This window comes from Spirosoma aerolatum (assembly GCF_002056795.1).
Lineage (GTDB): Bacteria > Bacteroidota > Bacteroidia > Cytophagales > Spirosomataceae > Spirosoma > Spirosoma aerolatum.
In genome coordinates, this window is record NZ_CP020104.1 from 7818108 (window position 1) to 7831236 (window position 13129).

A 13129-nucleotide genomic window follows, 5' to 3' on the forward strand; every position below is an offset into this window, starting at 1 on the left:
TTCGTGTGTTATACCTTACCTTTGAGTATCGTTAAACATGATTCTGATGACGGTACTCCCCAATGAAAAATGCGTTTCTGATTATCGATGCCCAGTTTGATTTCTGCCATCCAGAGGGTGCTTTGTTTGTGCCAGGAGCCGAGCAGGATATCACCCGAATAGCGACTCTAATTCGAGCCCATGCCCAGCAAATTGACCATATTGTTGTAACACTCGACACCCACCACATTCTGGACATTGCCCATCCCGGATTCTGGCAGGATGCGAACGGGACTCATCCGGCACCCTTCACACGTATTACGGGCGATGCTGTTGACACGGGTCGCTGGATTCCCCGATTTTCGGCCGAGAAAGCAAAAAAATACGTACACGATCTTGAAGCGGATGGACAATTCGATCACTTCATCTGGCCCGAACACTGTTTGATTGGATCACACGGTGCCGCCCTCCACGATACATTGCTGGATGCGCTGAAAGACTGGTCGCATCAACGGAATCGCGATTATGTAGCCGTACAAAAAGGCCTCTACTCGCTCTCCGAGCATTTTGGTATTTTTCGGGCACAGGTTCCAGATCCGGCCATTTCCGAAACCCAACTGAATACGTCTCTAATTGCTGACTTAGCCCGGTTTGATACCATTTACCTGATGGGCGAAGCCAAGTCGCACTGTGTAGCCAATAGTTTGAAACAAATCCTGGATTTCGCCCCCGAACTGGTTCCGAAGCTAGTCGTTTTAACGGATTGCATGTCGGATGTAACAGGCCTGGGCCACCTCGCCGATCCAATTTATACTGAAGCGCGAACCCGTTCTGTCCGTTTTATGGAATCGAATACGGTTTTTAAGTAAAAAGCTGTACTTTTCGGACCTATGCAAAAAGTGCTCTCACTGTTTCCGCTCAATCTGGTTGTGTATCCTGGCGAGGATTTGAATCTGCATATTTTCGAACCCCGTTACCGGCAGCTTATCGACGAATGCCTTGAAGAAGAGCGCACATTTGGCATTCCAGCCTTCATCAATAACAAACTTCCGGGCTTTGGTACAGAAATGCACGTTACGACCCTGCATAAACGCTACCCAGACGGTCGGATGGATATAAAAACGAAAGGGTTACGGATTTTCCGACTGGTCAATTTTGAAAACCCCGTTGCCGGTAAACTGTATGCGGGTGGCGAAGTAGAACTGATCGAGTCGGGAGATAATTTTAGTGCACATGCATCCGCCCTGGCCGAACGTTTGGAGCGGTTGTACAAGTTGCTCCAGATCGAGACAGATTATAACCCCAGGGCCGAAAACTTATCGTATAAAGTAGCGCACAAAGTAGGTTTATCAATCGAGCAGGAATATGAACTGCTAACCCTGGAAAGTGAGGCCGAACGGCAGCTTTTCCTGATCCAGCATCTGAATACCGTATTGCCTGTAGTGTCCGACATGGAACGCACGAAGCAACGTATTCGTATGAACGGTCATTTCAAAAACCTCGATCCGCTCAATTTTTAATGAGCGATTGAGTGAATAAAAAGCTCATAGTAGTAATTCGCTAATCGCTCATTTTTTCTCCTCCACTTTGCCAATTTTCTTGGTTCGTTTTGGTAATTGTTCGGCTAGTTCCTGAAGATTTTTTATAGGTGGGCGTGGCTTTTCGGCTTCACCAATCAGGAATCCATAGGGCTTTAGCGAATCGATGGCATCAAAAATCACTTTTATAATGGCCGTCATAGGCAGGGCCAATACCAGCCCTGGCAGCCCCCACACATTTTCCCAGAGAATGAGTGCAATAATAGCGGCTAATGGGTTGATACTCACCTTTGATCCGACGATATAAGGTGTAATAAAATTCCCCTCCAAGGCCTGCACAAACAGGAAAACGCCAACAACACCCAGCGCCTTAAACGGATTGTCCTGCGTAACCAGCGTGTACGCTGCTGGAATCAGCGAACCCAGCGAAAGGCCAAAGTAGGGAATCAAGACCAGACAGGCCCCAAAGAAGCCAAAGAACACCGCATAATCGACTCCAAGTATCAACAGACCGACCGTCATCAGCGTACCGATTATGATAATGACCAAAAACAATCCAGCCATGTAATCTTTTACGACCTCATAAATGCCACTCATCACGCCATCGACCTTAGAGCGACGGGCATCGCTGAAAATTTTATAGAAGAAGGTTCGGAAAAAATCGCGGTAAAGCAGGAAGAAAAAGGCGAACAGCAGAATCAGGAAAAGCGTGCTTATAATATTTGTTGTAGTGAGCAGGGTGGTTGTCACAATCACACCGGCTTCGGAAAGGGCCTGATTGAGGTACTTCCGTATTTCATCGACCTGACGTTGTTTGTCGATGTTTAAGTGTTCATCAGCGAACTTTTGTATGCTATTGATGTATTCATTGCCGCGCTGAACAAACTTAGGCACCACTTCGCTAAAATTGCTGAGCTGAATTGAAATGCCATAGAACAAACCGGTCAGGATGGTCAGCGCCAATAATAAACAAAGGACTATAGCGATTATTCGAGGCACTTTCCAATTTTCGAGCCGTTTTACGAGCGGAAAAAGCAGTACCGCAAACAGGATGGCAAAAACTAATGGAATCAACAGGTTTTCCAGTACATGCAAACCATATACAATTACCACTAAGGATAATAATATACATGTAACTTTAGCGTAGAAAGGCAATTGAATTTCAGGAGAACGTGTGTCCATAGTAGTGAATGTAAATCAAACTAATCCCGCAATCGGTTTATTGGTTACAGGATCAACTATTCCCCCAACCACCAATTACCCACTTTAGTTTGAGTACTTATACACTTTAGGGCTTATCTAATTATCTTAGTATCAGACAGGAACAGCAGCTATTAATTGCGGTTAAGGCTGTTAAGTTTTTGTTAAGGATGCATTTAGAGTTGGTAACGTTGTGGATAAGTCATGTAACTTCGGGCTGCCAAATAGGAGGCAACTACTAAACGCCACAAGTGAAGTAGATCATTCTCAACAATTTAACTTCGCATGAGTGCTGCAAAAGCTGCTCAACCCCTTCATCGCGTTTTAGTCGTAGACGACGACGCCGACATCGTAGAGATGCTCGAATACAACCTTCTTAAAGAAGGCTACGAAGTTCGTACAGCGTTCGATGGCCGGAAAGCTATTGACGTCGCTAAAAGCTATCTCCCCGAATTGGTTTTACTGGATATTATGATGCCTCAGCTAGATGGCATCGAAACGGGTCGCCAGCTCCGGGAGATCGCTGAGTTACGCCAGACCTACATCCTCTATCTGACGGCCCGCTCGGAAGAGTATTCCGAAGTAGCGGCTTTCGATGTAGGTGCCGACGATTACATTACTAAACCCATCAAGCCCCGAGCGCTGATGAGTCGAATCAATGCCCTATTTCGGCGCGAAGCCCAGAAGGCCGATCCGGGTGAGCAAATTACCATTGCCGATCTGCTGATCAACCGCAAAAACTACTCGGTTACGCAGAACGACAAATCGGTTATACTGCCTAAGAAAGAATTTGAACTTTTGTTCTTTTTAGCGCAACATCCCAATAAGGTATGCAGCCGGGAAGAGTTACTTCAGAAAATCTGGGGAGCCGATATTTATGTGCTTGAGCGCACTGTAGATGTTCATATTCGCAAGCTCCGCGAAAAAATCGGTGATACCCACATCCGAACGCTGAAAGGTGTAGGCTACATGTTTACCGACCAGCCTGAATAAAGAGCGAAAGAGTGAAAGAGCGAAAGAGTGAAAATGGCCTCTGCTGAATTTTCACTCTTTCGCTCTTTCACTCTTTCGCTCTTTTTATCTTTACACAATGTCCCTCAGTCCCCGCATTATTGCTCTTTTACTGGCTTGCCTGATTTCGGCATTGACACTCGCTTTCCTCACATTTGTCGAAGGCGTTACGAGCAGTATGTTGTTTGTAGTCGGGCTTTCGTCGTTTGCCATTTCGTTCTTCCTGGTACTCTACGCCATTGAGTTATTGGTTTTTCGGGAAGTCAACAAGATGTATAAAACCATCCACCAGCTCAAAATTCGCGACTTTAGTATTTCCCGAAAATCGATTATCAAGAACAGCAATCCGTTTAAGAAGCTCAACGACGAAATCTTCGTTTACGTCGCCAAGAAGCAGAAAGAGATCGATGAGCTAAAACGGCTGGAACAATTTCGCCGGGAGTTTCTGGCCGATGTGTCGCATGAGTTGAAAACCCCCATTTTTGCCGCGCAGGGCTTTATTCACACCTTGATTGATGGGGCCGTCGATGACGAGCAGGTTCGAGATAAATTTCTGTCGAAAGCCGCCAAAAGTCTCGATGGGCTGGATGCGCTGGTAAAAGATCTGGTGGCGCTGTCGCAACTGGAAACGGGCGAAGTAAAAATGAGCTTCGAACGCGTCAACTTCACGCAGGTAATTCAGGAAATCTTTGACCAGCTCGAAACCATTGCTAAAGCCAAAAATACATCGCTTTCTCTCAAGACCTCACAGCCGGGCCCTGTCTGGGTAAAAGCTGATGTTCAGCGCATTATGCAGGTTATGACCAATTTGATCGAAAATGCAGTGAAGTATGGAAATGACAACGGCAAAGTGATCGTGCATCTTGAAGAAGACAAAAAGCACATTATCGTATCGGTCCGCGACAATGGCCCTGGTATCCCCCCCGAACACTTAAGCCGGATATTTGAGCGATTTTACCGGGTTGAAAAAAGCCGCTCGAAAGAACGTGGAGGAACTGGTCTGGGCCTGGCTATTGTAAAGCACATTCTGAATGCACATAAATCGAAAATTACCGTAATGAGTAAGGTCGAAAAAGGCACTACCTTTCGATTCAAGCTCGACAAAATGGACGTGTAATTTTCTAAATCAACCGCTTGAGGGCAAAATGGGCAATAATAAGCTGCCCATTTCTACGGGCAACCAGTGATATTTCTCTGCCCTCGCCTTTCTGTAGTATTTTGTAGATTTCACTGATGGTCATATCTCTGGCCGATGTATTATTGATAAACAATAGCTCATCTCCTTCTACCAGCCCAGCCGCTGCGGCTGGTGACCCATCCAGAATTTTATCGACATAATAGGTACGGAAGCTCTCTCCTTTGGCACGAAGCTCCAGACCGCTCATATCGTGCTCGAAGCTCTCGCGCATCAGTCGCTTAACGGGCTTCATCACGATGTACTGATCGGGATAATTGAAGGTGACGTTAAACCGACGTAACAACTCGCAGCCTACGTTACCCTGTCGCTCGGGCATATTGACGAGCTTCATCCCAAAAGCCATACTGTCGGGAAACGACGCCAGAATATTATCCATTTCGTAACGCCCAAACCGAATTTTCTGAATCCGCCCTACGCTCCCATTGATGACCCCGTTTAACCCGCGACCCAGTTGCGCCCGAATGCTTTTCTCTGGAATTGGCATAGCGGCCGTACTACGTGACCGATCGAGCAGGAGTGCGTGGCCAGCCCCTGTATCCAGAACGACACGCAGCGGCAAGGTTTTCTCGCCATCAAATACCGACAGCGCATCGGTATAGGCCTTGGTATCCTGAATGGTGATGGGGTAACGATCGCCTTTATGCTTGCTGTATTTATAGCGCCCTGGCTTCATGATCATTAGCTCATGGCGCTGAAAATCAACATTAACCACAAAATTGGCAAAGATTTCATACCCAAAAATACCATGCACAGGCGCACCCACATATTCCGACAGTTTGAGAATATCTTCGTCCAGAATAACCAGATTATGATGCGATGCCCGTAAGCCACCCATCGTCAGGCTATTATCAATAGCAATAGAAGCCGTCAGACTCCCACCCTCTCCAGCGCCACTAATCTTAACCTTACGTGTTAGTTGAAGTTTCTGCTTTGCAAAAGCTGCTGGGTCAGTAATAATTGTGTTGGCGACCCCAGTATCCAGAATAAAGTTCAGGGTATCCGAATCATTGATCCGTACTGGCACAACAATCAGATTTGAATGAAGCTGAAACGGAATACGAGTCCAGGTCCGATTTCCAGCAATAAAAAAGCCGTACCGATCTTTGTCGGGCTCACGTCGGTTATCATCCCCCCGCGCAACCCAACCGGACAGTAACAACCCTAAGGCCAGCAACAGCGTTTTCATTTCTTTAGATTTGCTACATTGAAATTACGCATTTTTTATCCGAATAACACAAAAATTGAATACTAAGTTTATTGACTACCGGTTAGTTATTTTCACTTATTTACTGTCCGGGCAACTTTAGCCGCCTTTAACGTGGTGCATTCCGTTCAAAATCCTAATTTCGCTAAAAATTTCAGGCAATATAAGGGCTATTTACTAACCCGAAACATTGTTTTCGACTCTCATTATTAATCGGTTATGCGTAAAAAAATAGTTGCTGGCAACTGGAAGATGAATAAGACGACCGATGAGGCTATGGCCCTTGTATCGGAAGTAGTCGACAAGGTGAATGCTGAAGTAACGGGTGATGTTACGGTTGTACTGTGCCCACCCGCTGTTTATTTAGCTACAGCCCGGCAAGCAATACCATCGGGCGGCTCCATCGCGCTTGGTGCTCAGAACTGCCATGAGAAAGCCTCAGGGGCTTACACGGGTGAGATTTCGGCCCCCATGTTGCAATCGATTGGCGTTGACTACGTCATTCTTGGCCACAGTGAACGCCGGGAATACTTCGGGGAGACCAACGCTCAATTGGCCGCCAAAGTAAACATTGCGCTGGAAAACGGCCTGACGCCTATTTTTTGCTGTGGCGAATCCCGCGATCTTCGCGAAAACGGTGATTACATTGGCTTCGTAAAGAATCAGATTACCGAAAGTCTGTTCCATCTGTCGGCCGAGTCGTTTGCAAAGGTCGTTATCGCCTACGAACCGATCTGGGCTATCGGTACTGGCCTGACAGCGTCGGCAGCCCAAGCACAGGATATGCACTTTGAACTTCGTCAGCATATTGCCAGTCAATACGGCGATTCTATTGCCCAGGACATCAGCATTTTATACGGTGGTAGTGCCAATGCCCAAAATGCCGCCGAACTGTTCGCCCAGACCGATGTAGACGGTGGTTTAATCGGTGGTGCGTCTCTAAAAGCTCCCGACTTTATTACAGTTATAAAAGCAGCACAATAAACTTAATGAGTGAATGATAGAGTGATTGAATGATTGAATAGATTCTTGGTTTATTTATTCAATCATTCAATCACTCTATCATTCAAAATTAAATTATGACAGCCGCCTACTACGTTCGGGCCTTCAACATGGCTCCACATCCCGAGGGCGGGTATTACGCTGAAACGTATCGATCACCCGAACGAATTGGGCGCACAGCCCTACCGAGCCGATTCAGTGGTGAGCGATCGTTTTGCACCGCCATTTATTTCCTACTGGAACAAAAGGACTTTTCTGCATTTCACCGTATCCAATCCGACGAGATTTGGCATTTCTACGCAGGAGGCCCACTAGAGGTGTTTATTATACATCCCGACGGTACGCTTAGGATAATTCGATTGGGTAATAATCCTGATCAGGGAGAGGTGTTTCAGGACGTAGTGCCCGCAGGATGTTGGTTTGGCTCAAAACCAGCCGACGGAACTGAATTCTCGCTGGTAGGTTGTACGGTAGCGCCCGGTTTCGATTTCGCCGATTTCGAACTTGCCGACCGAAACCAGTTACTACAGGAATTCCCCCAGCACCGAGAAATCATTGAGAAACTAAATCCCGCCGGGCCGCAGGAGCGGTTCTGATTACTGGAAATTTACATTCCCGAACTTGGCCACAACACGGACTTTGGTGCCCGAACCGCTACCGACTTTACCGACATACTGCTTGGTCAGCTTTGCCCCCCTCCGGTTATCATCGTCGGGTTGGGTGCTAAAATGCCAGGTTGAATTGGATGGGTAGTTGAAGCTGCCATAGCTAACCGTTACGTCGAAATCGCAGTCGTTATTTCGGTCGACAGGTAACGCTACGGATGAATAAGACGCCTGAATATCAACATTTTCAGCACTTTTAGATAACTGATCGATTCGAAAGCCTCCTGAGAAGCTAAGTTTAATTTTACCCGATTCGCGCAGGTTACCAATTTTAGCTCCAGAATAATTAATGTCGGCGTTTAATTTGCCCACATCGCCAATGGTCATTTTACCGCCTTTATTAGTAAGCGTCAGGTCATTAGCTTTTAGCAGTTCCAGACTTCCGTATGCCATATCCAGTTTACCAGCGTCGATATACCGGATATTGGCTTTACCATAGGCCACATCAATGTCGTTTTGCCGACTAGCCAGCTCTTCGGCTATAAAATTGCCATATCGGGTATATACCGTCAGCGGAGCCTGAAACGAATGGATGGAGGTATTGCCAAATTTATTTTTCAGTGTCAGCGCATTCTGCTTGGGCATCATCACATCATAGTTGATGCGTACAAAATTCCGTTCGCCATCATCTTTCCACTTCCCGAAGCTCCAGTTCGATATGGCACTCTGGCTGAAATTGGTGCGAACGGTAATCTGGTTGCCACTGCGTTTTTCTTCAATCGATACCGCATCCAGGTATTTTTGGGTACGCTCGTCCGAATCTGAATTAGCAACAATGGTGATCTGAATTTTTATTTCCGGTCTATCCCACAACCCTATTGTAACCTGCCCAAACTGATTGTCAACGACCAGATTGTCTTTACTATCAACGTCGAATAGTTTAATGATGGTTTTCTTCTTTTCAACGGTGGTTTCAACCGTACCGGGCAGAACCGGCCCCTCAGCCCGTGTAACTAATGGACTAAGGCATAGTAAAACACTATACAGGACTCGTTTCATGGGACTGGTCTTTAATGCGATCAATGACACGCAATTGTTCGTTAAGTAAGTTGATCTGAAGCTGTAAATTCTGTATCATGGCCTGGATCAACACTTCCTGATTCGGGTTTTTAGGCAGATCAGCCTTGAGTGCCCGATAGGAGTTTTCGAGCCGATCCAGGTCAATCGCAAATTCCTGATACAGGGCGGGATTATCCTCGGTCAGTTGTTTTAGTTCGGCGCGTTTATCGTCAATTAATCGCGTGTATTGTACTACTTCTTTCGCATACGTCGGATTGGCCGCTACGAGTTCAGGCTGGCGGGTTACCCCATACTGCTTATTCATGTACAGAAAACAGCCAGCCAATAGTAATACCGCAACGGACGCAGCCACTCGCCAATCGAGCGTAGGCCAGCCTATTTGCCGTCCACCTGAAGCTGGGCGGTTTTTGTGGACCGCCACAAACGGTGAACCATTGTTCTGGACAATCGGCGGACCATCCATACCAGCTTTATCAAGGCCAGCCTCAATCTTTTTCCACAGATCAACCGACGGCTCTTTGTCGTCAAAGTCCTCGCGGTTATCGCGCACAAAACGTTCAAGGTTATCCTTTTTCATAGTTCAATAAGCGAAAGAGCGAAAGCGTGAAAGAGCGAATACCCTCCACAGGGTTTGCCCTAGTCAACTCTTACTAACTCATTCACAACTAGTTTAACAATTCAAGTAAACGTTTTTTTCCTCGTAAGTACTGCGTTCTGGATGTTGTTTCACTGATATTTAACACGTTGCCTATTTCTTCGTGGTCGTACCCTTCAAATAAATAAAGCGATAGCACCACCCGGTAGCCCTCTGGAAGCAGTTGCATGGCCCTTCGGACCCGATCTACTTCTAATTGAACCCCATCTTCGTCATACGGTTCGGGGTCGGCAAAGTCAGGCCCATCATCTTCGCCAAATCGATTCGACTCCATATCGACCAACTCCAGCCGACGGCTTCGAAGATGGTTGATAGCCCTATTCACTACAATCTGCTTCAACCAGGCCCCGAATGTACTCTGGCCCCGAAACGAGCTTATATGACTAAATGCATCCATAAAGGCTTCCTGCAATACATCTTCAGCTTCGGCTTCATGATTCAGAATCCGCAGGCAAACGTTATACATTGCCTTTACGTAATGCTGATAAAGTTCATACTGCGCCCGTCGCTCGCCCTGTTGGCAGCGTTTGACCAGATCAGCATGGCGGTCGGGGTACGGTTTAGGTTCCAACAGCTTCAGTATTTCCCAACGTTTAAGTTATTATCGATAGAAAGATGCAGGTAAATTGAGAATGTTGCACAATAATTCAGAAAAAGTCATCGTTTCTGCACTCACATCGTTTAAAGGCTGTTTTTATGTAGCTTGGCCCTATGAAAGCATTTATCACTATGTACAAAACTCAGGAAGGTCAGCCGTTTATAGTTTATAGCCCATGAAGATGGCCCAGATTCTCCTTTTAAGCATCAGCGCGTCATCAGTAAACTAACGTTTGAATTAGGGCTATTATATTACCAACAAAAGAGAATTATTCTGGAACCTCTCCCTGAAACGCCATTGGATGAAGGGCCTGGTCATGCCGTACCCGACGTAATTTTGTACGATAAAACCGCTGAAGAAACGAAGATTATCATAGAAATATGCCAGAACAATGGGCAACGTAATGACCTACGAAAAATCATTTATCTTATCGAAGATAACGACTACGGCATCCTGGAAGGCTTTGTCTACAATTACAAAACGCACGAGTGGTTACGGTACCGAAAAGGCGATGGTGGAGTTGCTACAAATTCATCCGTATCGGAAGTAATGGGCATCGATATGGGGCCTTTCCTCTGATTTTATTCAAGAAAACGAACAGGTTTCTGTGAACCAAAAGTTTATTCCGTCCAGTCCTGTCTCGGGCTGTCCCCTACCAAATTATTTCGTAGTTTTGATTGTTATAGAAGGATAGAGACGAGCTGAATGGTTGATTATATTTCTGGATTGAATGACCCACAGCGGCAGGCCGTTATGCACGGCGATGGACCGCTTATGATTATTGCCGGTGCTGGTTCGGGAAAAACCCGCGTACTAACCTATCGGATTGCTTACCTGATTGAAAACGGCATTGACCCCTTTCGGATTCTGGCCCTTACGTTTACCAACAAAGCGGCTGGTGAGATGCGTCACCGGATCGAAAAAGTGGTTGGGACGGAAGCCCGCAACATCTGGATGGGGACCTTCCACTCCGTTTTTGCCAAGATTCTTCGGATCGAAGCCCGCGCCATTGGCTATACCAGCAACTTCTCCATTTACGATACCGACGACTCAAAATCCTTGTTGCGCAGCATCATTAAAGAAATGGGGCTCGACGATAAAGTGTACCGTGTCAATAGTGTGTTTTCCCGGATTTCAGGCGCTAAAAACCGACTGATAGGGCCAGACGATTATCTTAATAACGCTGTGATTCAGGCAGATGACGAGTCGGCTCGGATGCCACATATCGGCCGAATTTACAAGCAGTACAGTGTTCGCTGTTTTGCTGCCAATGCCATGGATTTCGACGATCTGCTGTTCAACACCAACGTACTCTTCCGCGATCACCTGGATATTCTGAATAAGTACCAGCATAAGTTCCAGCAGGTGATGGTCGATGAGTTTCAGGATACGAACATTTCGCAGTACCTGATTACCCGCAAACTGGCGGCTGTTCATCAGAACATCTGTGTAGTGGGCGACGATGCTCAGAGTATCTATGCCTTCCGGGGAGCCAACATCGAAAACATCCTGAATTTCCAGCGCGATTATGGCAAAGAGAATGTCAAGATCGTGAAGCTGGAGCAGAACTACCGCTCAACCAAAACGATTGTTGAAGCGGCCAATTCGATCATTGCCCGCAATAAGCAGCAACTGGAAAAACACGTTTTCACTGACAATGAAGAAGGGCCACTGATCGATGTAATCAAAGCCTCTTCGGATAACGAGGAAGGCCGTCTGGTGGCATCGGCCATTTTCGAAACCAAAATGAACGAATCGCTGACCAACAACGACTTCGCCATTTTGTACCGCACCAACGCACAGTCACGGGCCTTTGAAGAAGCCTTGCGCAAGATGAGCATCAAGTACCGCATTATCGGTGGCCTGTCGTTCTATCAGCGTAAGGAAATTAAAGACCTGATCGCTTATCTGCGCTTTACCGTCAACCAGCAGGATGAAGAAGCGTTTAAACGGATCATTAATCTGCCGAAACGCGGTATTGGCGATACTACCGTGGCGAAAATCAGTGTGATAGCCGCCGAAAAGCAAGACTCGATCTGGGAAATAGTCTCCGAAATCACCAAACACGTTGCTGGCCGTTCTGCTATTGCTATTGAGGGCTTTGCCGATCTGATCAAGAGTTTCAAGCTACTCCTCGACCAGAAAGACGCCTACGAAGTGGCATCGCACATTGCCAAGGCATCGGGGCTGTTGAAAGAATTGTATGAAGACAAAACCGTGGAAGGGCTGGCCCGCTATGAAAACGTACAGGAATTGCTGAACGCCATCAAGGAGTTTGTCGATAACCCGGATAACGAAGAGAAAAGTCTGGCCGCGTTTTTGCAATCAGTCTCGTTGCTAACCTCTGCTGACGAAAAAGAGGATGACGGTGATAATGACAAAGTAACGCTGATGACCATTCACGCAGCCAAAGGACTGGAGTTTAAAAACGTACACATCGTCGGTATGGAAGAAGACCTGTTTCCCAGCCAGATGATGCTTGAAAGCCGAAACGATCTGGAAGAAGAACGGCGGCTCTTTTACGTAGCGATTACTCGTGCCGAAAAGCGGCTGACGATGTCGTATGCCGAAACGCGTTATCATTACGGACGACTGAAAATGTGTGAACCCAGCCGATTCCTGATGGAAATCGACCAGCGGTATCTGAAAATGTCGAAACTACGCTCAGCTCCCAGTCGGATGGATTTCGATCGGCCCGAACGCGATCGTAGCGAAAGCACCTCGACGGGTTCGATGGCGTTTGTACGGTCGCTGGCGCAGAAAACCGCCCGTACACAGACGCCACAAACAGCCGCTACGCATACACCCTCGCCTGATTTTGCACCAAGCAACACCGCTGATCTGGCTTCGGGCCAACGCGTTGAACACGCTAAGTTTGGATTTGGAACCGTAAAACAGGTCGATGTAAATGGCACCGAACGTAAGGCTACAATTCTGTTCGATGTTGTCGGCGAAAAGACGTTATTGCTGAGTTTCGCCAAGCTACGAGTAGTCACGTAGGATAATATGTAGTATCTGCCTTGCTCGTGAGCAATCAAACCTTAGAATGATCGTTCACG

13 protein-coding genes are annotated in these 13129 nt (G+C 46.8%); 8 read left to right on the forward strand and 5 right to left on the reverse strand.

Going from position 1 to position 13129, the window contains the following annotated elements; genetic code table 11:
• Nucleotides 1-62 precede the first annotated feature (62 nt).
• Both B5M13_RS32600 and B5M13_RS32605 read left to right on the forward strand, forming a co-directional pair.
• Nucleotides 63-848: an isochorismatase family protein gene (locus B5M13_RS32600; RefSeq protein WP_080059625.1), complete on the forward strand. Its 786-nt coding sequence runs from the start codon at nt 63-65 to the stop codon at nt 846-848.
• Between the two features lie 21 nt (nt 849-869).
• Nucleotides 870-1499 (forward strand): LON peptidase substrate-binding domain-containing protein, encoded by a 630-nt coding sequence (locus B5M13_RS32605; protein WP_080059626.1) that lies wholly within the window; start codon nt 870-872, stop codon nt 1497-1499.
• 48 nt (nt 1500-1547) lie between these two features.
• Here B5M13_RS32605 and B5M13_RS32610 read toward each other — a convergent pair whose 3' ends face one another.
• Complete coding sequence (locus tag B5M13_RS32610) at nt 1548-2699, reverse strand: AI-2E family transporter (protein ID WP_080059627.1); 1152 nt, start codon at nt 2697-2699, stop codon at nt 1548-1550.
• A 303-nt stretch (nt 2700-3002) separates the two neighbouring features.
• On the opposite strand from B5M13_RS32610, the gene B5M13_RS32615 reads away from it, so the two are divergent.
• Complete coding sequence (locus tag B5M13_RS32615) at nt 3003-3710, forward strand: response regulator transcription factor (protein ID WP_080059628.1); 708 nt, start codon at nt 3003-3005, stop codon at nt 3708-3710.
• 97 nt (nt 3711-3807) lie between these two features.
• Nucleotides 3808-4845 (forward strand): sensor histidine kinase, encoded by a 1038-nt coding sequence (locus B5M13_RS32620; protein ID WP_080059629.1) that lies wholly within the window; start codon nt 3808-3810, stop codon nt 4843-4845.
• A 4-nt stretch (nt 4846-4849) separates the two neighbouring features.
• On the opposite strand, the gene B5M13_RS32625 is transcribed toward B5M13_RS32620, so the two are convergent.
• A complete protein-coding gene (locus B5M13_RS32625; RefSeq protein WP_080059630.1) occupies nt 4850-6112 on the reverse strand; it encodes an aspartyl protease family protein in 1263 nt (420 codons plus the stop codon).
• Nucleotides 6113-6349: 237 nt separating this feature from the next.
• Between B5M13_RS32625 and tpiA the strand changes: the two genes are divergently transcribed.
• On the forward strand, nt 6350-7114 hold the full coding sequence (tpiA, locus tag B5M13_RS32630) for a triose-phosphate isomerase (protein WP_080059631.1): 765 nt from the start codon (nt 6350-6352) through the stop codon (nt 7112-7114).
• Between the two features lie 95 nt (nt 7115-7209).
• Complete coding sequence (locus B5M13_RS32635; RefSeq protein WP_080059632.1) at nt 7210-7728, forward strand: cupin domain-containing protein; 519 nt, start codon at nt 7210-7212, stop codon at nt 7726-7728.
• Here the strand turns inward: B5M13_RS32635 and B5M13_RS32640 are convergent, their stop codons facing one another.
• From B5M13_RS32640 to B5M13_RS32650, 3 genes are all read right to left on the reverse strand, one after another.
• Entirely contained in the window at nt 7729-8796 is a 1068-nt protein-coding gene (locus B5M13_RS32640; protein WP_080059633.1) for a hypothetical protein, read from the reverse strand.
• Nucleotides 8777-9394, reverse strand: coding sequence for a hypothetical protein (locus B5M13_RS32645; RefSeq protein WP_080059634.1), 618 nt, complete (start codon nt 9392-9394; stop codon nt 8777-8779). Before B5M13_RS32645 ends, B5M13_RS32640 begins: the two co-directional genes overlap by 20 nt.
• An 88-nt stretch (nt 9395-9482) precedes the next feature.
• A complete protein-coding gene (locus tag B5M13_RS32650; RefSeq protein WP_080059635.1) occupies nt 9483-10043 on the reverse strand; it encodes an RNA polymerase sigma factor in 561 nt (186 codons plus the stop codon).
• Nucleotides 10044-10367: 324 nt separating this feature from the next.
• On the opposite strand from B5M13_RS32650, the gene B5M13_RS34560 reads away from it, so the two are divergent.
• Nucleotides 10368-10649 carry a hypothetical protein gene (locus B5M13_RS34560; protein WP_317046966.1) on the forward strand — a complete coding sequence of 94 codons (282 nt, stop codon included), beginning with the start codon at nt 10368-10370 and terminating at the stop codon, nt 10647-10649.
• Nucleotides 10650-10775: 126 nt separating this feature from the next.
• Complete coding sequence (locus B5M13_RS32660; protein WP_080059636.1) at nt 10776-13070, forward strand: ATP-dependent helicase; 2295 nt, start codon at nt 10776-10778, stop codon at nt 13068-13070.
• Nucleotides 13071-13129 lie beyond the last annotated feature (59 nt).

What these genes read in the sequence shown, in the direction of transcription:
- B5M13_RS32600 (WP_080059625.1), top strand. Translation starts at nt 63, where the DNA reads ATGAAAAATGCGTTTCTGATTATCGATGCCCAGTTTGATTTCTGCCAT.
- B5M13_RS32605 (WP_080059626.1), top strand. Translation starts at nt 870, where the DNA reads ATGCAAAAAGTGCTCTCACTGTTTCCGCTCAATCTGGTTGTGTATCCT.
- B5M13_RS32610 (WP_080059627.1), bottom strand. Translation starts at nt 2,699, where the DNA reads ATGGACACACGTTCTCCTGAAATTCAATTGCCTTTCTACGCTAAAGTT.
- B5M13_RS32615 (WP_080059628.1), top strand. Translation starts at nt 3,003, where the DNA reads ATGAGTGCTGCAAAAGCTGCTCAACCCCTTCATCGCGTTTTAGTCGTA.
- B5M13_RS32620 (WP_080059629.1), top strand. Translation starts at nt 3,808, where the DNA reads ATGTCCCTCAGTCCCCGCATTATTGCTCTTTTACTGGCTTGCCTGATT.
- B5M13_RS32625 (WP_080059630.1), bottom strand. Translation starts at nt 6,112, where the DNA reads ATGAAAACGCTGTTGCTGGCCTTAGGGTTGTTACTGTCCGGTTGGGTT.
- tpiA (WP_080059631.1), top strand. Translation starts at nt 6,350, where the DNA reads ATGCGTAAAAAAATAGTTGCTGGCAACTGGAAGATGAATAAGACGACC.
- B5M13_RS32635 (WP_080059632.1), top strand. Translation starts at nt 7,210, where the DNA reads ATGACAGCCGCCTACTACGTTCGGGCCTTCAACATGGCTCCACATCCC.
- B5M13_RS32640 (WP_080059633.1), bottom strand. Translation starts at nt 8,796, where the DNA reads ATGAAACGAGTCCTGTATAGTGTTTTACTATGCCTTAGTCCATTAGTT.
- B5M13_RS32645 (WP_080059634.1), bottom strand. Translation starts at nt 9,394, where the DNA reads ATGAAAAAGGATAACCTTGAACGTTTTGTGCGCGATAACCGCGAGGAC.
- B5M13_RS32660 (WP_080059636.1), top strand. Translation starts at nt 10,776, where the DNA reads ATGGTTGATTATATTTCTGGATTGAATGACCCACAGCGGCAGGCCGTT.